Raw genomic sequence first — 19,138 nt, forward strand, 5'->3', positions numbered from 1 at the left:
TCGGGTGGACCACCGTCGGCGCGACAGGACGTTATGGGGAAGGGGTTACTTCGTCGGCTTCTTGCCCGTGATGCCGAGGTGGACCAACAGCGCCAGGTTTGGCCTGAGTTCGTTCTGCTTGACGCCCCAGGTCTGGAAGCCCTTCTGGTGCGAGGCGACCGCCGCCAGCATCGCGACCAGGGAGCCGGCCATCGCCGCCGGGTTGACGTCCTTGTCGACCTTGTTCTTGGACTGGAGCTCCTTGACCGCGTCCGTAAGGGAGTTGGTGACGGAGTTCAGGATCTTCATGCGGATCTTGTAGAACCGCTTGTCGCCCTCCGCCGCCCCGAGGTCGACCACGCGGAGGATGGCGTCGTTTTTGCGCCAGAAGTCGAGGAACCCCTCGACCAGTTCCTCCGAGGCCTGCCAGGCCGCCTTGCCGACCCAGGTGCGGCCGGCGACGAGTTCGGTCAACCCGGCGCCTTCTTTGGCCATTTCCTCCGCGATCTCGAGGACCGCGCCCTCGACGTCCGGGAAGTACTGGTAGAACGTCGCCGGGGAAGTGCCCGCCTTCCGGGCCACGTCGATGACTTTGACGTCCCGGTACGGCGAGGAGCTGAGCATCTCGCTGAGGCAGTCGAGCAGCTTCTGCCGCGTCGCCTGTCCTCGTCGACCGGCCACGCGGCCGTCGACGGTGCGTACTTGTCCTGTCATGCCGTCAGCTTACCGAGGGGTGATCGGCGCGCGATTCGGCCGACTGCAAATGGGGTCACCCCCTCCGGCGCGGCCCCCTCCCGGCGGGCCCCGCCGGTTCCGTACCGCACCTTTCGGCCACCTGGGATCCTGGCGGGTCCTCCGGGACCCCCGAGGGATGAGTGCTCTTCCCCGATAGGCTTATTAACAGCCTGTGGAAAACTTCGGTGGACAACCCAAGCAGGCTGGGGCCCAGGTCGGTCCCATAACCCGATAATTGCGCACATGTTCGATTATTTTTCCTGCGCCGGACGCCTCGCGCCATTAGCGTGACTGTGACGGGCACCACACGCCCCGCCCGTACACGGAAAGGGATCAGGTCCATGGCCGCATTCACAGAGGGCACGCCGTGCTGGGCGGATGCGATGCTCCCCGACCTCGAAGCCGGCAAACGGTTCTACGGCGAGCTCTTCGGCTGGACGTTCGACGAGGGCGGCGAGGCGTACGGCAACTACACCAACGCCTTCAGCGACGGCAAACGCGTCGCCGGCCTCGCGCCCAAGCGGGACGGCCGCATGCCCACCGTCTGGGGCGTCTACTTCTCCACCCCCGACGCCGTCGCCACCACCCGCCGCATCCAGGAGACGGGCGGCCAGATGGTGATGGACCCCATGCCGGTCGGCTCCTTCGGCACCATGGCCCAGGCCGCCGACCCCGGCGGCGCCGTCTTCGGCCTGTGGGAGGCCGGCGAGCACACCGGCTTCGAGAAGCAGGGCGAACCCGGCTCCTTCTGCTGGACCGAGGTCTACACGAGGGACAAGGACACCGTGGACGCGTTCTACGAGACCGTCTTCGGCTTCCAGGTACGCGACCTCGACGACGCCTCGATCGACTTCCGCGTCTGGTCGCCCGCCGGTACGCAGGCGAGCGACGAGACGGCCATCGGCGGGCGAAGCGTGATCACCGACGCATTCCCGGCCGAGATGCCCGCCCACTTCCTCATCTACTTCGCGGTCGAGGACTGCGACGACACGGCCGTCCTCGCCACCCGGCTGGGTGGCCGCGTCACCGAGGAGCCGTTCGACACCCCGTACGGCAGGATCGCCCTGATCGCCGACAACCAGGGGGCCGTCTTCGCCGTCCTGGCGGAGCCCAAGGCGGCGTGAGAGCACCCGTGAGGGTGTCCGGATCGGGGTGAGACACCCCGATCCGCCCCCGGGTTCGCAACCACCGCCCCGGACAGGAAGAATCAGGGGGCGACGGGGCCGTACTTTCATGGCCCCTACGGGGAGGTGGCAGGCAAGTGGAGCAGCTCACGCAGCACGACCCGAGACGGATCGGCCCGTTCGAGGTGCTGGGCCGGCTCGGTGCCGGAGGCATGGGCCTGGTCTATCTCGCGCGATCGGCGTCGGGGCGGCGCGTGGCGATCAAGACGGTCCGGACCGAGCTCGCCGAGGACCAGCTGTTCCGCGTCCGCTTCACGCGCGAGGTGGAGGCCGCACGGGCGGTGTCCGGCTTCTACACGGCGGCCGTGGTGGACGCCGATCCGCGGGCGGCGGTGCCGTGGCTGGCGACCGCGTACGTCCCGGCGCCCTCGCTCGAGGAAATAGTGACGGAGTGCGGTCCGCTGCCCGCCCAGGCGGTGCGCTGGCTCGCCGCCGGTATCGCCGAGGCCCTCCAGTCCATCCACGGCGCGGGTCTCGTCCACCGTGACCTCAAGCCGTCGAACGTACTCGTCGTGGAGGACGGGCCGCGCGTCATCGACTTCGGCATCGCGTCCGGCGTCTCCAACACCCGGCTGACGATGACCAACGTCGCCGTGGGCACGCCCGCGTACATGTCACCCGAACAGGCGAAGGACTCGCGCAGCGTGACCGGCGCCAGCGACGTCTTCTCGCTCGGCTCCACGCTCGTGTTCGCGGCGACCGGGCACGCGCCCTTCCACGGGGCGAACCCGGTGGAGACCGTCTTCATGCTGCTGCGCGAGGGCCCGGACCTGGAGGGGCTGCCGGACGAGCTGCGGCCGCTGATCGAGTCGTGCATGCAGATGGAGGCGGGGCTGCGGCCCTCGCCCGCGGATCTTCAGGCGCAGCTGGCGCCGCACCTGTTCTCGGGGAGCGACGACAGCGGTACGGCGTCGGCGTGGCTGCCCGCCCGGGCGACGGCGATGATCGAGGCGCGCCGGGGCGGCCGCCCCAGCACTCCGCCGCCCCCTCCCGCGCCGCCGTCCGCCCCGCCGTCCGCCCCGCCCTCCGCGCCGGTGCCCGGCCCCGTCGAGCCTGGCCCCGCCGAGCGCGGTGCCGCCGAGCGCGGTCCCGGCCGGGACTGGGACGCCGCCTGGCGGGGCGGCAACGGTGACCCCCGTACCGGACAGGCGGCGCCCGCCGCCCCCGTACGGCTGCCCGGCGCGCCGGTGCCGATCGGCCCCGGGCCGCGCGTCGCCGACACCCGCGCCGCCCTCGCGGTGGACGCCGGGCCGGCCACCGGCTGGATCCGCCGCCCCGCCGTAGGCCCGAACGGCGCCGACCCCGCGCATCCCGCGCCCCCCGCGGCGCCCCCCGTTCCGGGACCCGCCGCGCCCGTTCCGCCCGCCCCCCAGGAGCCCCCGGGCCCGGGGCACTGGCGGCCGTGGCGGTTCCGGATGTCCAACGACGTGTGGGGCACCCCGGTCGTCTCGGGCGACCTCCTGTACGTCACGTCCTTCGAGGTCCACGCGCTGGACGTCGGCACGGGCCGGCGCCAGTTCAAGACCCGGGACGTGGCCTGGACGATGGCCGTGTCGGGTGGCCGCATCCACGCCTCCGACGGCCCGACGCTGTACGCGCTCGACGCGCTCGACGGCAGCGAGCGGTGGCGGCTCCAGACGGATGCCTGGGCGTACTCCCTCAAGGTCGACCGTGGCACCGTCGTCACCGGTACGCGCGGCGGCGGCGTCCAGGGCTGGGAGGCCTCCAACGGCGAGAAACTGTGGGAGATCAGCGGAGCGCAGACCGACTTCGAGACCCCGGACGCCGGGCCCGCGCTGTTCGACGACACCGTGTACGTCTGGCGGAACGCCCGGCTCCAGGCCCTCGACGCGCGCACCGGCACGGAACGCTGGTCGTACCCGATCGGCGACGCCGCCTCCTGCGGCGGCGTGCCCGTGCGGGTCGCCCCGGCGGAGGACGGCTATGTGTACGTCGCCGCCGGCACCCGCGTGATCTCCATCGACATCAGGTCCGGCCACGTCCGCTGGCACTTCGAGGCCCCGGCGGTCTTCCTCTCGCCGCCCGCCTTCGCGCCCGGTCCGGCCGTCACGGGTGGCGGGGTGTACCTCGCGGACTACCTGGGCACGGTGTACGCCCTCGACGCCACGACCGGCAAGGACCGCTGGCGCATCGCCACCGAGTCCCGCCACTCCAGCGAGCCGGTCCTCGTCGCCGACGGCAACATCCACGTGGGCAGCGGAAGCGCGGTGTACACCCTGGACGCGGTGACCGGCACCCCGAAGTGGCGGTTCCCGGCCGGCGGCCCGATCATCGGCGCCCCGGTCGTCGCGGACGGCCGCCTCCACTTCGGCTCGGCGGATCATGTGCTGTACACGCTGGACGCGAGCGGCGGCCAGCTGCGCTGGAAGCTCACCACGGGCGGCGAGATCACCGGCTCGCTGGTCGCCCGGGCGGGCGTCGTCTACGCGTGCAGCAAGGACCGCTGCGTGTACGCGCTCGACGCGGTGAAGGGCACGGCGACGGGGCGCAGCGGCAGCGGCAGCGGGCGTTAGCTGCGCCTGCGCCTGCGGCTGCGGCTGCGGCTGCGGCTGCGGCTGCGGCTGCGCCTGCGGCTGCGGCGCGGCGGGCGTCAGTCGTGGTGCGGCCACCGGCGGTGGGTGGGTCCGGGGCGGTGCCTGTTCCCGGTGACGCCGGGTGCGGGTCGGTGGGTCGGGCGGCCACCCGAGGTGGGTGGGTCCGGGGCCCCTCCGGGCTCACCTCCTCGAGGCCGGCGGCCTTGGGCTCTCCAGGTGGGGAGCCCAACAGTTGCCGCCGGCCTCTGCGGGGGCGACCCTGCACGGCCCCTCCGGCCGGACGCCGGGTGCGAGGGCGTCAGCCGCGGTGTGGGGGGCCGGGGCGGTCGGGGGCGACCGGGGTGTGGGGGGGCGACCCTGCACGGCCCCTTCGGCCGGACGCCGGGTGCGTGGGCGTCAGCCGCGGTGTGGGGGGCCGGGCTCGCCGGGGCCGTAGCCGTCGCCCGGGCGGTCGTCGTACCGGGGGTACTCGGCGGTCCGGGTGTCGTCCGTGTGGGGCTGCTGCCCGTACGGCTCCTCCTCGTGCCGGTCGGGCTCACCGCGCCCGCGGCGCCGGCGTCCGTGGCCGCGTCCCCAGGTGTGCCTGTGCGGTTCGTCCGGTTCGTAGGGCTCGTACGCCCGTCTCCGTCCGCTCATCAGCACGGCGGCCAGCAGCAGGAGCACTCCGCCGCCCGCCGCGAGGGCGACGCCCGGGCCGAGGCCCGAGCCGTCGGACTCGACGCTCAGGCTGCCGGCGGCCTGCCCCTGGCGGATCATCCACAGGATGGTGAAGCCCAGCACGATCAGCCCCGCGAGGACGACCAGCAGCCGGGACCGCAGCAGCAGCCCCACCAGCGTCACCAGCGCTGCGAAGGCGAACGGCAGCAAGATGGAAATCCAGAGATCCGCTTTGCTCTCGCTGATCCCGCTGAACAGGTCGGCGATGCGGTAGTCGCGTCCGTGACGGCCGTCGTACCAGGCACGGAAGGGGCTCCAGACGGCGGCCGCCGCTCCGACGAGAGCGAGGATCGAGCCGATGACGTTTCGGACCATCGTCGGCCTCCCTGGGTCGGGCTCTCGATCACGACGCTACGCCTGCCCCTGGAGGGGCGCCACACGGCGGGACGGGGGCGGTCCCGAGCGCTGCTAGGGTGACGTGAGCCCGTCAAGATCGGGCTCCACCACTCACACTTTCAACGGGGGTTGAACGTGAAGCTCCGCCATGTCCGCGCTGTCGCCGTCTTCGGCATCGCCATCGTCGCGCTCACGGGAGCACGTGGCTCCGGCGGCGGTTGCAGCAGTAACAGCGGCAGCAGCCACAGCTCTGACAGCAGCAGCTCCAGTGGCAGCACCACGGGTGACAGCTCCAGCGGCGGCTCGGGCGGCGTCTCCGTCCCCGGTGGTTCCGGCAGCAGCGACAAGGCCGCGCGTGACATCGCGATCGACGAGTGCCGGATGGACGACGCGGGCAAGAACCTCGTCGCCCGGCTCACCGTCACCAACAGCGGCTCGTCGGACTACACGTACAACATCACCATGAAGTTCCGCGGGGCCTCCGCCGCCACCACGTCCGCCAACGTGACCGGGCTGACCGTCAAGGCCGGTGCCTCGCAGCAGGCCGAGGCCACGACCACGTACACCGGCACGGGTGACGGCAGCGAGTACAAGGAGTGCGTCGTCGGCACCGCGACGAAGACCGCCCTCTGACGGACCCGGCCCGCCTCACCGGAGGCGGTACGCCGCCCGGCCCCGCCCCTCGAACAGCGCGGCCTGCCGCTCCGGCGGCAGGTTGCCGAGCGCGATGAGGTGCGGGGCCTGGGCGAGCGCGTGCGTCCTGGCCGCCTCCCGGGCCGCCCACACCGCCCGTACCGTGCCCTGCACGGCCTCGGTGGGGTACGAGGCGATGACGGCCGCCGCCCGGCGCGCCGCCGCCACCGCGCCGCCCGGCTCCGTCAGCTCGGACACCAGGCCGGTCTCGTACGCCCGCCGCGCCGACACCCGTTCGGCCGTACCCATCAGGGACATCCGGGCCACCTCCCCGTACGGCATGCGCTGCGCCATGAGGACCGCCTCGTACGCGCTGACCATGCCGTACGCCGTATGGGGGTCGAAGAAGGTCGCGTCGTGCGCCGCGACGACGAACTCGCACTCGCCGAGCAGGTAGAACGCCCCGCCGCAGGCCATCCCCTCCACGGCCGCGATCACGGGCAACCACAGGTCGTTGGCCTTGGGGCCGATGGTGAGGAGCGGGTCGTCGATGCTGTACGGGGAGGGGGGCTGGGGTACGGCCGCCGTCCGGTCGATGCCCGTGCAGAAGGCCCGGCCGCCGGCGCCGGTGAGGACCACGGCCCGGACCCCGTCGTCGTACCGCAACTGCCGCCAGACGGTGGCAAGTCGGGAGGCCGTGTCGAGGTCGATGGCGTTGTGCTTGGCGGGTCGGTCGAGGGTGACGATCGCGACGCCCTGGTCCGCCTCGACGGTGACGGTCATGACCGCTCCAGCACCCAGCGGGGCATGCCGTCGCCGTCGAACGCCACCCGCACGGCCGCCCCGATGCGCAGCCGCGCCGGGTCGACCGAGTCGATGGGGGCGCCGGGCGCGGCGACGACGTTGCCGACGAGCCGGATGCGCGGGGCGTCGGCGAGCTCGATGACGGCGACGTTGTAGCGCGGGGCGAGGGCGGCGTACGCGGGCAGGAGGGGCGGATGGGGGATCACGTACGACCAGATGCGCCCGCGTCCGCTCATCGGGCGCCACTCGCTGTCGAAGGACTGGCAGTGCGGGCAGCAGGGACGGGGCGGGAAGCGCGGCTCGCCGCAGTCGGCGCACGCCTGGACGCGCAGCTCGCCCCGGGCGGCGTACTCCCAGAAGGGGGCGCCGTCCTCGTCGATGACGGGTTCGAGCATTTCAACTCCTGAGGAGGATGGCGGAGGTGGGGACGCCTTCGCCGGCGGTGACCAGGCATGTCGTGGCGTCGGGAACCTGGGCGGTGCTGGTGCCGCGCAGCTGCTTCACGCCCTCGGTGATGAGGTTGAAGCCGTGGACGTACGCCTCGCTGAGCCCGCCGCCGCCGGTGTTGATGGGCAGCCGTCCGCCGGTCTCCAGGGCCCCGTCCTCGGTGAAGGCGGCCCCTTCGCCGCGCCCGCAGAAGCCGTACCCCTCCAGGGAGAGCGGGATGAGGGGCGTGAACGCGTCGTATATCTGGGCGACGTCGACGTCCTGGGGGCCGAAGTCGGCCTGTTTCCACAGGTGCCGGGCGGCGGTCCAGGCGGGGCCGGTGAGGGGGTCGTCGTTCCAGTAGTTGACCATGCCGTGGTGCTGGGCGGGCAGGCCCTGGGCGGCGGAGTGGACGTAGACGGGTGGGTGGCGGCAGTCGCGGGCGCGTTCGGCGGAGACGATCACGCAGGCGAGGGCGCCGTCGGTCTCCAGGCAGTTGTCGAAGAGGCAGAGCGGTTCGCTGATCCAGCGGGAGGTCATGTACATCTCGCGGGTCAGGGGCCGTTCGTACATGATCGCGGCGGGGTTCTGGTTGGCGCGGTTGCGGCAGGCGAGGGCGACGTTGAAGAGGTGGTCGCGGGTGGCGCCGTACTCGTGCATGTAGCGGCGGGCGAGCATGCCGATCTCGTCGGCGGGGCGGAGGAGGCCGTAGGGGCGGGTCCATTGGGCGGGGGTGGGCAGTTGGGCGTGCGTGTTCGTCCAGGGCCGGGGCCCGGAGCCGCGTTTGCGTGACCGCCAGGCGACGCCGACGGTCGCCTGGCCGGTGGCGATGGCGGCGGCGAGGTGGGCGACGGTGGCGCATGAGCCGCCGCCCCCGTACCCCACCTTGGAGAAGAAGGTGACGTCGCCCGCGCCGATGGACTTCGCGACCTCGACCTCGTCGGTCTCCTCCATGGTGTACGAGGCGAAGGCGTCGACCTCGGAGGGGGCGATGCCGGCGTCGGCGAGGGCGTCGACGATGGCGCGGCACGCCAGTGTCTTCTCGGTGTCGGCGAGTTGCTTGGCGAAGGGTGTTTGCCCGATCCCGACGATGGCCGTCGTGTCCTTGAGCGCACCTGTCATGGGCGCCACCGTAGCGCTAATCTGACGGGTAGTCAGCTAGAGGGAGGGTGGGAGATGCGCGGACGACGCGGGGACCTGGAATGGGGCTCGATCCCGAGGCTGGTGCGGTCGGCGGCGGAGCGGTACGGGACACGCGAGGCGGTCGTGGAGGGCCGCAACCGGGTCACGTACGCCGAGCTGGGCGAGCGCGTGGAGCGGGCGGCGGCGGCGTGCATGGCGGCGGGCGTGGAGCCGGGCGACCGGGTGGCGGTGTGGGCGCCCAACACCCTCGACTGGATCGTCTCCGCCCTCGGCGCGGTGACGGCGGGCGGTGTGCTGGTGCCGCTGAACACCCGCTTCAAGGGCGCGGAGGCGGCGTACGTCCTGGAGCGCAGCCGTACGAAGCTGCTGTTCATCACCGGTACGTTCCTGGGCGCGTCGTACGTGGCGTCGCTGCGGCGGACGGGGATCGTGCTGCCGCACCTGGAGCAGGTGGTGGTGCTGGCGGACAGTGCGCCGGAGGACTTCCGTACGTGGAAGGACTTCCTGGCGGGCGGGGACGGGGTGACGCCGGCGGAGGTCCGCGCGCGGGCGGAGTCCCTCGACGGGGGGTGCCCCTCGGACATCATCTTCACGTCCGGGACGACGGGCCGCCCCAAGGGCGCGGTGATCACCCACGCGCAGACGCTGCGGTGCTACGAGACGTGGGCGGACCTGGCGGGGCTGGAGGAGGGCGACCGGTACCTGATCGTGAACCCCTTCTTCCACACCTTCGGCTACAAGGCCGGGATCATCGCGTGCCTGATGAGGGGGGCGGTGATGGTGCCGCAGCCGGTGTTCGGCGTCGAGACGGTCCTGGCGAACATCGCGGCGGAACGCGTCTCGGTCCTGCCGGGCCCGCCCACGCTCCTGCAGTCCCTGCTGGACCACCCGGCCCGGTCGTCGCACGACCTGTCGTCGCTGCGGCTGGTGGTGACGGGCGCGGCGGTGGTGCCGTTGCGGCTGGTGGAGCGGCTCCGTGGCGAGCTGGGGGTGGCGACCGTCCTCACGGCGTACGGCCTGTCCGAGGCGAGCGGCATCGTCACGATGTGCCGCCGCGGCGACCCGGTCGAGACGATCGCCGCCACCTCGGGCCGCCCGATTCCCGGCACGGAGGTGCGCGTCGACGAGACGGGCGAGGTCCTGGTGCGTGGCCACAACGTGATGACCGGCTACTTCGAGGACCCGGCGGAGACCGCCCGCGTCCTGGACGAGGACGGCTGGCTCCACACCGGCGACGTGGGCGCCCTGGACGCGGCCGGCAACCTCCGCATCACCGACCGGATCAAGGACATGTTCATCGTGGGCGGCTTCAACGCCTACCCCGCCGAGATCGAGCAGCTCCTCGCCGTCCACCCCGAGCTGGTGGACGTGGCCGTCATCGGCGTCCCGGACGCCCGCCTCGGCGAGGTCGCCAAGGCCTACGCGGTCCGCCGCCCTGGCTCCACCCTGACGGCCGACGACCTGATCGCCTGGGCGCGGCGCGAGATGGCCAACTACAAGGTGCCGCGCCAGGTCGAGTTCGTGGCGGAGCTGCCGCGGAACGCGAGCGGGAAGGTGGTGAAGGGCGAGCTGCGGGCGCGGGCGGCGGGGTGAGCGTACGCCGCCTGAACGCCGGAGGGGTGCCGGACCGGCTCGGTCCGGCACCCCTTGGCGGCGGCCTAGTCGCGCGGGCCGATGGGCGCGTGGTTGTCGCTCAGCGTGGTGGGGCCGCCGGTGACGTACACGCTCTGCGACGCGGTGGGCCTGTCCCGGTCGCGGCCCGTCGCGGCGTGCGCGGTCGTCGAGACTCCGGCGACGGCGGCGGCGACGAAGGCCATGGCCAGCAGGCGAGTGGTACGGATCATGCCAACTCCTCGGCAGTACGTGACGCGCATGCCGCGGCCGCGGCGGCTCCCCCTCCGCGCCGCCGCGGCCGCACCCCGTCGGGATGTGAGTCCTAGAGCTTCGCGGGCGGGAGGGGCGCGTGGTTGTCCGCGAGCGTGGTGATGCCGTCCTTGGGCGGGGCGGGTGCGTGGTTGTCCGCCAGGGTGGTGATGCCGTCCTTGGGCGGGGCGGGTGCGTGGTTGTCCGCCAGGGTGGTGATGCCGTCCTTCGGCGGGGCCGGCGCGTGGTTGTCCGCCATGGTGGTGAGGGTGTCCTTGGGCGGGACGGGCGCGTGGTTGTCCGCCATGGTCGTGATCTCTTCGTGCTTCTCGGCGTCGCTCATCCTCGTCAACTCCCCTGTCGCCGTCGCTGCGGCGGTAGACGGTGACGCCTGTTCGGCAACTCCCCCGAGGGTCGCCGAACAGGCGTCTGCGGACTGCTCACCATAGCGATGAGCCCCTGGCGACCCGCCTACCCCCCGATGCGACGGGCCGTTGAGAAAGAGAGTGCCGGGGTGGCATAAACGAATGCTGAACGCGCAGACCAACCCGCCTCAGGCCGCCGCCATCGGCGTCAACAGGCGTCGCACCTCGTCCGCTTCCGGGGCGTCGAGCGGCTCGTAGAGGGTGAGCGCCTCCCGCCAGCAGGCTCGGGCCCGGTCCGGCTGACGCAGAACGTCCAGTGCCTTCCCCAGCACGGTCAGAGCGTTGCCCCGTGTGCGGTCGCCACCGATGCAGCCGAGGGCGAGAGCCTGCTCGGCGTGTTGTGCCGCGCGGGCCGGCCGCCTGGACTGGAGTTGGGCCTCCGCGATGCGGAAGTGCGTCGTCCCCTCCCAGAGCCTCTGGCGGTTCTTGCCGAAGATGTGCAGAGCCTGGGCGAACTGTTCCAGGGCGTCGGACGAGCGCCCCGCGTGGGTGAGGGCGATGCCCAGCGCGTAGCGCCCGTTGGCGAGGCGCAGCGCCAGCCCCATGCGGTCGTAGATGTCGATGCCCTGTTGTGCCAGCTCTATGGCGCGGCCGGCCGGCCGGCCCATGAGCAGGGAGACGCGGGAAAGGTTGCACAGGACGTTGGCCTCGCCCGGGAGGTTGTGGTCCAGGCGGGAGTTCTCCAGCGCGTTGAGCAGGTGCTCTTCGGCTTCGGTGAGCCTGCCCTCGACCAGGGCGATGATTCCGCGGTCGTTGTCGGCCCAGGAGAGGGGGGCGATGTCCCGTGCTTGCCCTGCCAGCGTTCTGGCGTTGCGCGCGTCCTCGTCCGCCTCGCGGTAACGTCCCGCCGCCAGATGCACACTGGTGAGCGTCGTCCAGGCGCGGCCTTCGGCGTGCGTGTCGCCGGCGGCGCGAGCGGCGTCGCGCGCCACCATCGCCGCCGATTCGTACTGCTTGGAGTTCGCGCCCGACTCGGCGAGGTCCTTCGCCGCCCACAGCAGGTCCACGGCCCGCCGGAGCCTGTCGCCGTTCGTCGACTGCCGCGCGCACGCCAGGAGGCAGTTCGCCTCCGTGTACAGCCAGTCGAGGGCGGCGTGGCGGTCGGTGAAGGTCAGGCCCTCGTACGTGGTGGCCTCCAGGTGGTCCACCAGGCGGTCGCCGGGGCGTTCGATCGCGTACACCCGGGCCGCCGTCGACAGGTAGAAGTCCAGGAGGCGGGAGAGGGCCAGGTCGCGTTCCGAGGGGGGCTGTTCGTCGCGGGCGGCGCAGGCGCGGGCGTAGAGGCGGACCAGGTCGTGGTAGCGGTAGCGGCCGGGGGCGGCGGATTCGAGGAGGGAGGTGTCGACCAGGGACTCCAGGAGGTCTTCGGCGTCGTGGAGGGGCAGGTCGAGCACGGCCGCCGCGGCGGCGAGGGAGATGTCGGGGCCGTCGGCGAGGCCCAGCAGGCGGAACGCGCGGGCCTGGGCGGGCTCCAGCTGGCCGTAGCCGAGTTCGAAGGTGGCCTTGACGGCGAGGTCGCCGGCCTGGAGCTCGTCCAGGCGGCGGCGTTCGTCGGCGAGCTTGGCCGCGAGGACCGCGACCGTCCAGGTGCGGCGCGCCGCCAGCCGGGAGGCGGCGATACGGATCGCGAGAGGGAGGAAACCGCAGGCCGCGACGACGTCCAGGGCCGCTTCCCGTTCCGCCTGGACCCGCTCGGCGCCCACGATCTTGGTGAAGAGCTGGAGCGCCTCCTCCGGTGACATCACGTCGAGGTCGACGAGGTGGGCGCCGGCGAGGTCGACCATCCGGACGCGGCTGGTGACGAGGGCCGCGCACCCCTCCGTACCCGGCAGCAGCGGCCGTACCTGGGCGGCGTCCCGCGCGTTGTCCAGCAGGACCAGCACCCGCCGCCCCGCGAGCGTCGAGCGGTAGAGGGCGGCGCGCTCGTCGAGGGTGTCGGGGATGGCCGAGTCGTGGGTGCCCAGCGCCCGGAGGAAGGCGCCCAGGACGGTCTCGGGCTCCGCGGCCCGCGCGCCCGCGCCCTGGAGGTCCACGTACAGCTGCCCGTCCGGGAAGCGCGGGCGCGCGGCGTGCGCGACGTGCACCGCGAGTGTCGTCTTGCCGACCCCGCCGATGCCCGCGAGTGCCGACACGGCCATCACCGAGCCCTCGGCGGTGGCCAGCCGGTCGCCCAGTTCGGCCACGAAGGCCGCGCGGCCCGTGAAGTCGGCCACCGTCGCCGGCAACTGGGCGGGCCGGGACACGGCGGGCGCGGGGGCCGGCTCCTCCACCGGCCGCGCCAGCTCCTCGTCGGCCCGGAGGATGCGCTGCTGGAGCCGCGCCAGCTCGGGGCGCGGGTCGACGCCCAGCTCGTCGGCGAGGAGGCGGCGCGTGTCGGCGTACACGGCGAGCGCCTCCGCCTGCCGCCCGCTGCGGTACAGCGCCAGCATCAGCAGCTCCCGCAGCCGCTCGCGCAGCGGGTGCGCGGCGGTCAGGGCGGTCAGCTCGGACACCGCCTCCGCGTGGTGCCCGCTCTCCAGGTCCAGGTCGAGCCGGGTCTCCAGCAGCTGGAGCCGCCACTCCTCCAGGCGGGCGCGCTGCGTCTCGGCGTACGGGCCGGGTACGGACGCGAGGGGCTCGCCGTCCCACAGGCCCAGCGACTTGTCGATCAGCACCCGGGCCTGGTTGCGGTCGCCGCCCGCCCGTGCCTTCTCGGCCTCGGCGGCCAGCTCCTGCGCGACGTTGAGGTCCAGGGCGTCGGCGCGGCCCCGGATCGCGTAGCCGCCCGATTCGCTGACCAGGACGCCCGGCGGGAGGACCTTGCGCAGCCGGGAGGCGTACGTCCGTACCGCCGCGAGGGCCTGTGAGGGCGGTTCGTCGCCCCAGATGGCGTCGATCAGCTCGGGGGCCGTCGCCGTGCGCCCGTCGCGCAGCAGCAGCGCGGCGAGCAGGGCCCGCTGCTGCGGCGACCCGGAGGGCAGGGCTTCGCCGTCGAGCCACGCGCGTACCGGGCCGAGTACGCCGAAGCGCAGGTCGCCCACAGCGCCCCCGCCCTGGTGCGGGGCGCGCTGCTCCGGCACTCGCGGCCCGTCTTCACGGTCCATAGCTCCCCCTGCCCGTACCGCTGGTTTCGCCGTCGACAGTCTGCCTTGTCGATGGCGTATGCGTCAGCAGTGGGTGACGCTCTGCACAAGGTCGTGACACGATCTGCCACGCAGGGACCTGACGGGCCGTCAGTTCGGCGCTACCGTGCTGTGCATGGAGACCTTCCCGAAGATCATCTCGGTGGACGACCACACGGTGGAGCCGCCGCACGTCTGGCGGGACCGGCTCCCGTCGAAGTACCGGGACACCGGGCCGCGCATCGTCCGTGCGCCGCTGAAGGACATGACCTTCCTGGGCGGGAAGTTCGCCCCGGTCATGGGCGAGAAGGGCGACGAGGGGCCCATCGGCGACTGGTGGGTGTACGAGGACCTCCACCGCCCCCTCACCCGCCTGGACACCGCCGTCGGCTACGACCGCGACGAGATACGGCTGGAAGTGATCACGTACGAACAGATGCGACCCGGCTCGTACAGCGTCCCCGACCGCCTCGCCGACATGGACGTCAACCACGTCCAGTCCGCGCTCTGCTTCCCCACCTTCCCGCGCTTCTGCGGCCAGACCTTCACCGAGGCCGCCGACCGCGAGCTGGGCCTGCTCGGCGTACGGGCGTACAACGACTGGATGGTGGAGGAGTGGTGCGGGCCCGAGGCCCAGGGCCGGCTCATCCCGCTCACCCTCATCCCGCTGTGGGACCCCGAGCTCGCCGCGGCGGAGGTGCGCCGCAACGCCGCCCGGGGCGTACGGGCCGTCGCCTTCTCCGAGATACCCCCGCACCTGGGGCTGCCGTCCATCCACACCGACGCCTGGGACCCCTTCCTCGCGGCGTGCGACGAGACCGGCACGGTCATCGCCATGCACATCGGCTCCTCGTCGAAGATGCCCTCGACCTCGGCGGACGCCCCACCGGCCGTCGGCTCCACCATCACCTTCGCCAACTGCTGCTTCTCGATGACCGACTGGCTGATGAGCGGCAAGCTGGAGCGCTTCCCCGGTGTGCGGATCATGTACGCGGAGGGGCAGATCGGCTGGATCCCCTACATCCTGGAGCGGGCCGACGTGGTGTGGGAGGAGAACCGCGGCTGGGGCGGCGTCGCCGACAAGGTGCTGCGCCCGCCCTCGGAAGTGTTCGCCGAGCACGTGTACGGCTGCTTCTTCGACGACGCCTTCGGGCTGCGGAACCTGGACGCGATCGGCGTCGGGAACGTCCTGTACGAGACGGACTATCCGCACTCCGACTCCACGTGGCCGAAGTCCCGCGAGGTCGGCGAGGCCCAGATGGGCCACCTGGCGCCGGACGTGGTCGAGCGGATCGTGCGCGGCAACGCGATCGAGCTGCTGGGCCTGACGGAGGACGGCCTGTGGCGGCCGTGACCGGCGCGCCGTTGTCAGTGCCGGGCTGTTCACTGGACCACATGGTGAACGAACGCGATGCCGTGGTCCGGGACGAGGACTGGTACGCCCGGGAGCTGGGCCCCGGGACGACGTACACGGGCTGCACCTTCTACGACACCGACTGGACGGAGGTCGCGAACGAGGGGGCGGTCTTCGACGCGTGCACGTTCTCGGGGGTGCGGTTCAACGCCTCGCGTCACATAGGTGCCGCGTTCACCAACTGTTCCTTCCGCAAGTGCGGCTTCTTCGACACGCGTTTCGAGCAGTGCAAGCTCGTCGGCAGCCGCTTCGAGCAGTCGACGTTCGGGCTGCTGGAGGCCACGGGAGGCGACTGGTCCTTCGCCGACCTCAGGGGCGCCGATCTGCGCAAGGCCGGCTTCGACGGGGTCCGCCTCCGGGAGGCCGATCTGACCGGCACCCGCCTGGAGGGCGCGAGCCTCATACGCTGCGACCTGTCCGGCGCGCTGCTCCACGGCGCCAGGCTCAAGGGCGCGGACCTCCGGGGCAGCGACCTGTCGTCACTGGACCCGAGGACGGTCGAGGCGGCGGGCGCCAGGATCGACCTGGAGCAGGCGGCGGTCATCGCGACGGCGCTGGGGTACGAGGTGGGCTGAGCCTGACGTCGTTTCCGGCCGGTGCCCGTCGGGCTTCGGCATCGAGGTCCACGCCGCCTCGGCCGTATGCCCGCTGCCGGCCCTGCCGGAGGGCGACGCGTCCAGCGGCGGGGCCTCCCGCTGGTCGCCGCGCCGGCGCGGTGTGGGTAAGGCGGTGTGGGTAAGGCGGTCCGGGTAAGGCGGTGTGGGTCGAACTCGCGGTGAAGCGTGGCGAATCGGTCAGCCCGTGAGGGCGGTGCAGTCGCCTCCGCTGAGCTTGGCTCGTCGGGGTGGGCGTGCTGTTCATGGTGGGCGTGTGGGCCGCCCTCTCTCCGAGTGTGGCGGGCTCCGGCGTCCCGTCAAGGGCGCTTCGCGTCGGCTTCGCCGATGGCCTACGGCCACCCTTGACCGGCCGCCTCCGCCCGCCTTTTCCCACTCGGAGGGCGGCCCGGGGGAACGGGCCCAGGAGGGGCGCCCCTTTCCCCGTGCCGTTCGTGGCCGGGAGGCGGATGCCGCAGGGGGCGCGGCAGAGGAATGGGGCGGCGCGGCTCGGCTAAGCGGCGGGCCGCCGTCTGTGGGTTGCGGTACAGGACCTCGCTCCTGCCGGTGATGGGTGCGCCCCAGTGCAATGGGGCATCCGGGGTCGGCTCGGCGACTGCGGGCGGGTGGGGGGTTGGGGTTCAGGCAGGTGGCTGGGGTGGGTGCGGGGCTGGGCCCGGGTGTTGCCCTGTCCGGCCGGGAGCCGGGGGGATCGTCGCTCCAGTCACAGCCGTGTCGGCTCACCGGAGTTGTGGGCGGGATGGGACACCTCCCTGCCGTGGTCGCCGGGCCCCTGGGTGTCCCACACCGCCCACAACTCGCCTGCCCAGATGCCGGTGTGGCGGAGGGGGCAGGTGGGGCGTTCCCGTGAGGCGGGCGGTGCGGGTGAGGACAGGCGGGGGCAGCAGGGGGGCAGCGGCGCAGCTCTCCGGACCGGCACGATGCCCGACCGCATGCCCGGCCGAGCCCCGGCCCCGCCCCCCGGCCCCGCCGATCGGTGCGCGGCCCCGGGCGCGGGGGCCGGGCGGCGCAGTCAGCCCCCGCCCGCAGCAGCCACCCCGACGCCCCCGCCCTTCCCAGCCCGGCCCCCGCTCAGTGGCCCCGCACGCCCCACCGACTGACCTCTTCGCCCCCTCCAGCCACACCCGTACCGCCGCACCGGAGTTGTGGGCGGGATGAGACACCCAAAGACCCGACACCCACCCCAGGGAGGTGTCCCACACCGCCCACAACTCCCCGACCCTGTTGCCGGTGTGACCCCTGCGGCGCCTGAGAGCACCACGGCCGCTCGGCTCCACCCGCCCCAGCCCCGAACCCACCCCAGCCACCTGCCTGAACCCCAACCCCTCACCCACCCGGCAGTCGCCGAACCCAGCCCAGAAGCCCCACACCACTGCCGCGCACCCATCACTCACCGGAGCGAGGTCTTGTACCCCGGCCGACAGACGGCGGCCAGCCGCTGAGTCGAGAGCGAGCCCCCCATTCCTCTGCCGCGCCTGCTCCGGCCGGGTCGGCTCGGCAACGAACCCCGGCGCAGCGGTGGGCCCCCCGGGATGCCCGCTCCCCGGGGCCGCCCTCCGAGAGAAAACGCGCGGGCGGAGGTGGCCTGTCAAGGGTGGGCGAAGCCCATCGGCGAAGCCGACGCGAAGCGCCCTTGACAGGGTGCCGGAGCCCGCGACTCTCGGGAGGGAGGGCGGCCCGGAACGGCAACCATGACCGGACGGCTCGCCCCAGAACCTGGAGCCGGGGCACTCGCACGGCCGCGTTGCCGCTGGGTTCGCCCAGGGGGCGGCGGGAACATCGGACTCATGACTCTTTCAGCCGCGCAAGCCGAAAAGATCCTCGCCGACAACTTCGCGCCCTGGGTGCTGGAGCTCGGCCTGTCCGTCGTGGAGGCGGGTGAGGCGCATGCCGTGTTGCGGTTGCCGTGGGACGAACGGCTGGCGCGGGAAGGGGGCGGACTGTCGGGGCAGGCCCTGATGGCGGCGGCCGATACGGCCACCGTGATCGCGGTGTCCTCGGCGCGCGGGGCTTTCGTGCCCATGACCACGGTTCAGCAGTCAACGAGCTTCATGCGGGCGGTGACCGGCTCCGACGTGCCGGTGGAGGCGCGGATCACCAAGCTGGGCAGGCGGATGGCGTTCGCCGAGGTCGCCATGACGGCGGAGGGAGAGGCGGAGCCGGCGGCGCGGGCCTCGACCGTGTACGCGTTGCTGGGGTGAGCCGCAGCCCTTGTTCGATGGGGCGTCAGGCGCCACGATGAGCTGACGCAACGTCAGATATCGGGGTGGGTCATGGTCTCGTACGGGATGCAACTGCCGGTCCAGTCACAGAGCACCCTCTACGCCGAGCCCTGGGAGGCGGGCGCCGGCCCGGAGGACCTGGCCGAGGTCGCCCGGGTCGCCGACCGGTGCGGGTTCGCGTACCTCGCCTGCTGTGACCACGTGGCCATACCGCGGCGGCTCGCCGGGGCGATGAGCACCGTCTGGTACGACACCGTCGCCACCCTCGCGTACGTCGCCGCCGTCACCCGGCACGTACGGCTGCTGAGCCATGTGGCGGTCGTGGGGCTGCGGCACCCGCTCGTCACCGCCAAGGCGTACGCCACTCTTGACCATTTGAGTGGCGGGCGGGTGGTGCTGGGCGTCGGGGCCGGGCATGTACGGGAGGAGTTCGAGGCCCTGGGGGTGGACTTCGCGCGGCGGGGAGCGGTTCTGGACGAGGCGGTGGACGCGCTGAAGGCGGCGCTGGGGCCGGAGGAGTACCCGAGGTTCGCGGGGGAGCGGTTCTCCTTCGAGGGGCTCGGGCAGCGGCCCCGCCCGGCGCAGGAGCGCGTGCCGGTGTGGGTCGGCGGGTCCTCGCCCGCCGCGGTGCGGCGCGCCGCGCTCAAGGGCGACGGGTGGCTGCCGCAGGGTGACCCCCGCGACCGGCTGCCCGCGCAGATCGGGACGCTGCGGCGGCTGCGCGAGGAGGCCGGGATCGAGGAGCCCGTCGTCATCGGCGCGATCACCGAGGCGCTGTACGTCGGCGACGCCCCGTGGGACGTCGGGCGGCGCACCCTCAGCGGAAAGCCCGACGCGCTCGCCGAGTCGCTGCGCGCGTACGGGGCGATGGGCGTGGACCAGATACAGGTGCGGTTCCGGTCCCGGAGCCGTACGGAGCTGACGGACCAGATGGGGGCGTTCGCCGCGGAGGTGGCGCCCCTGCTGGGCTGAGGCCGGGACGGCAGG

General features: G+C 72.9%; 16 protein-coding genes. 8 read left to right on the forward strand and 8 right to left on the reverse strand.

The annotated features are described in order from the left end of the window. Positions 1–45 precede the first annotated feature (45 nt). Positions 46–693 (reverse strand): TetR family transcriptional regulator, encoded by a 648-nt coding sequence (locus AMK26_RS26950; RefSeq protein WP_073757360.1) that lies wholly within the window; start codon positions 691–693, stop codon positions 46–48. Positions 694–1,055: 362 nt separating this feature from the next. On the opposite strand from AMK26_RS26950, the gene AMK26_RS26955 reads away from it, so the two are divergent. Then, entirely contained in the window at positions 1,056–1,838 is a 783-nt protein-coding gene (locus AMK26_RS26955; RefSeq protein WP_073757361.1) for a VOC family protein, read from the forward strand. Between the two features lie 137 nt (positions 1,839–1,975). Next, on the forward strand, positions 1,976–4,432 hold the full coding sequence (locus AMK26_RS26960) for an outer membrane protein assembly factor BamB family protein (protein WP_073757362.1): 2,457 nt from the start codon (positions 1,976–1,978) through the stop codon (positions 4,430–4,432). A gap of 417 nt (positions 4,433–4,849) precedes the next feature. On the opposite strand, the gene AMK26_RS26965 is transcribed toward AMK26_RS26960, so the two are convergent. After that, on the reverse strand, positions 4,850–5,485 hold the full coding sequence (locus AMK26_RS26965) for a hypothetical protein (RefSeq protein WP_073757363.1): 636 nt from the start codon (positions 5,483–5,485) through the stop codon (positions 4,850–4,852). Between the two features lie 156 nt (positions 5,486–5,641). Between AMK26_RS26965 and AMK26_RS26970 the strand changes: the two genes are divergently transcribed. Further along, positions 5,642–6,139, forward strand: coding sequence for a hypothetical protein (locus AMK26_RS26970; RefSeq protein WP_073757364.1), 498 nt, complete (start codon positions 5,642–5,644; stop codon positions 6,137–6,139). Between the two features lie 15 nt (positions 6,140–6,154). On the opposite strand, the gene AMK26_RS26975 is transcribed toward AMK26_RS26970, so the two are convergent. The 3 genes from AMK26_RS26975 to AMK26_RS26985 are packed head-to-tail and all read right to left on the reverse strand — an operon-like array spanning position 6,155 to position 8,491. Then, positions 6,155–6,922, reverse strand: coding sequence for an enoyl-CoA hydratase/isomerase family protein (locus tag AMK26_RS26975; RefSeq protein WP_073757365.1), 768 nt, complete (start codon positions 6,920–6,922; stop codon positions 6,155–6,157). Further along, positions 6,919–7,338, reverse strand: coding sequence for a Zn-ribbon domain-containing OB-fold protein (locus AMK26_RS26980; RefSeq protein ID WP_073757366.1), 420 nt, complete (start codon positions 7,336–7,338; stop codon positions 6,919–6,921). The genes AMK26_RS26975 and AMK26_RS26980 overlap by 4 nt, the downstream gene beginning before the upstream one ends. A gap of 1 nt (position 7,339) precedes the next feature. Beyond that, the gene (locus AMK26_RS26985; RefSeq protein ID WP_073757367.1) at positions 7,340–8,491 is read right to left on the reverse strand and encodes a lipid-transfer protein; all 1,152 of its coding nucleotides are present in this window, start codon (positions 8,489–8,491) and stop codon (positions 7,340–7,342) included. A gap of 54 nt (positions 8,492–8,545) precedes the next feature. On the opposite strand from AMK26_RS26985, the gene AMK26_RS26990 reads away from it, so the two are divergent. After that, positions 8,546–10,105 carry a FadD3 family acyl-CoA ligase gene (locus tag AMK26_RS26990; RefSeq protein WP_073757368.1) on the forward strand — a complete coding sequence of 520 codons (1,560 nt, stop codon included), beginning with the start codon at positions 8,546–8,548 and terminating at the stop codon, positions 10,103–10,105. Between the two features lie 65 nt (positions 10,106–10,170). Here the strand turns inward: AMK26_RS26990 and AMK26_RS26995 are convergent, their stop codons facing one another. From AMK26_RS26995 to AMK26_RS27005, 3 genes are all read right to left on the reverse strand, one after another. Next, positions 10,171–10,356 (reverse strand): hypothetical protein, encoded by a 186-nt coding sequence (locus AMK26_RS26995; RefSeq protein ID WP_073757369.1) that lies wholly within the window; start codon positions 10,354–10,356, stop codon positions 10,171–10,173. Between the two features lie 92 nt (positions 10,357–10,448). Further along, positions 10,449–10,718 carry a hypothetical protein gene (locus AMK26_RS27000; protein WP_073757370.1) on the reverse strand — a complete coding sequence of 90 codons (270 nt, stop codon included), beginning with the start codon at positions 10,716–10,718 and terminating at the stop codon, positions 10,449–10,451. A gap of 210 nt (positions 10,719–10,928) precedes the next feature. Then, positions 10,929–13,883 carry an AfsR/SARP family transcriptional regulator gene (locus tag AMK26_RS27005; protein WP_073757371.1) on the reverse strand — a complete coding sequence of 985 codons (2,955 nt, stop codon included), beginning with the start codon at positions 13,881–13,883 and terminating at the stop codon, positions 10,929–10,931. A gap of 154 nt (positions 13,884–14,037) precedes the next feature. Between AMK26_RS27005 and AMK26_RS27010 the strand changes: the two genes are divergently transcribed. The 4 genes from AMK26_RS27010 to AMK26_RS27025 all read left to right on the forward strand — a co-directional run bounded on the left by AMK26_RS27010 (position 14,038) and on the right by AMK26_RS27025 (position 19,123). Further along, on the forward strand, positions 14,038–15,255 hold the full coding sequence (locus AMK26_RS27010; RefSeq protein ID WP_073757372.1) for an amidohydrolase family protein: 1,218 nt from the start codon (positions 14,038–14,040) through the stop codon (positions 15,253–15,255). Between the two features lie 41 nt (positions 15,256–15,296). Further along, the gene (locus tag AMK26_RS27015; protein WP_073757831.1) at positions 15,297–15,890 is read left to right on the forward strand and encodes a pentapeptide repeat-containing protein; all 594 of its coding nucleotides are present in this window, start codon (positions 15,297–15,299) and stop codon (positions 15,888–15,890) included. 1,826 nt (positions 15,891–17,716) lie between these two features. Further along, the gene (locus tag AMK26_RS27020) at positions 17,717–18,130 is read left to right on the forward strand and encodes a PaaI family thioesterase (RefSeq protein ID WP_073757373.1); all 414 of its coding nucleotides are present in this window, start codon (positions 17,717–17,719) and stop codon (positions 18,128–18,130) included. A 72-nt stretch (positions 18,131–18,202) separates the two neighbouring features. Next, a complete protein-coding gene (locus tag AMK26_RS27025; protein ID WP_073757374.1) occupies positions 18,203–19,123 on the forward strand; it encodes an LLM class F420-dependent oxidoreductase in 921 nt (306 codons plus the stop codon). Positions 19,124–19,138: the final 15 nt, after the last annotated feature.

Origin of the sequence: Streptomyces sp. CB03234, from assembly GCF_001905885.1 — a bacterium.
In the GTDB taxonomy this organism is placed as follows: Bacteria; Actinomycetota; Actinomycetes; order Streptomycetales; family Streptomycetaceae; genus Streptomyces.

What these genes read in the sequence shown, in the direction of transcription:
- AMK26_RS26950 (WP_073757360.1), bottom strand. Translation starts at nt 693, where the DNA reads ATGACAGGACAAGTACGCACCGTCGACGGCCGCGTGGCCGGTCGACGA.
- AMK26_RS26955 (WP_073757361.1), top strand. Translation starts at nt 1,056, where the DNA reads ATGGCCGCATTCACAGAGGGCACGCCGTGCTGGGCGGATGCGATGCTC.
- AMK26_RS26965 (WP_073757363.1), bottom strand. Translation starts at nt 5,485, where the DNA reads ATGGTCCGAAACGTCATCGGCTCGATCCTCGCTCTCGTCGGAGCGGCG.
- AMK26_RS26975 (WP_073757365.1), bottom strand. Translation starts at nt 6,922, where the DNA reads ATGACCGTCACCGTCGAGGCGGACCAGGGCGTCGCGATCGTCACCCTC.
- AMK26_RS26980 (WP_073757366.1), bottom strand. Translation starts at nt 7,338, where the DNA reads ATGCTCGAACCCGTCATCGACGAGGACGGCGCCCCCTTCTGGGAGTAC.
- AMK26_RS26985 (WP_073757367.1), bottom strand. Translation starts at nt 8,491, where the DNA reads ATGACAGGTGCGCTCAAGGACACGACGGCCATCGTCGGGATCGGGCAA.
- AMK26_RS26990 (WP_073757368.1), top strand. Translation starts at nt 8,546, where the DNA reads ATGCGCGGACGACGCGGGGACCTGGAATGGGGCTCGATCCCGAGGCTG.
- AMK26_RS26995 (WP_073757369.1), bottom strand. Translation starts at nt 10,356, where the DNA reads ATGATCCGTACCACTCGCCTGCTGGCCATGGCCTTCGTCGCCGCCGCC.
- AMK26_RS27000 (WP_073757370.1), bottom strand. Translation starts at nt 10,718, where the DNA reads ATGAGCGACGCCGAGAAGCACGAAGAGATCACGACCATGGCGGACAAC.
- AMK26_RS27005 (WP_073757371.1), bottom strand. Translation starts at nt 13,883, where the DNA reads ATGGACCGTGAAGACGGGCCGCGAGTGCCGGAGCAGCGCGCCCCGCAC.
- AMK26_RS27010 (WP_073757372.1), top strand. Translation starts at nt 14,038, where the DNA reads ATGGAGACCTTCCCGAAGATCATCTCGGTGGACGACCACACGGTGGAG.
- AMK26_RS27015 (WP_073757831.1), top strand. Translation starts at nt 15,297, where the DNA reads ATGGTGAACGAACGCGATGCCGTGGTCCGGGACGAGGACTGGTACGCC.
- AMK26_RS27020 (WP_073757373.1), top strand. Translation starts at nt 17,717, where the DNA reads ATGACTCTTTCAGCCGCGCAAGCCGAAAAGATCCTCGCCGACAACTTC.
- AMK26_RS27025 (WP_073757374.1), top strand. Translation starts at nt 18,203, where the DNA reads ATGGTCTCGTACGGGATGCAACTGCCGGTCCAGTCACAGAGCACCCTC.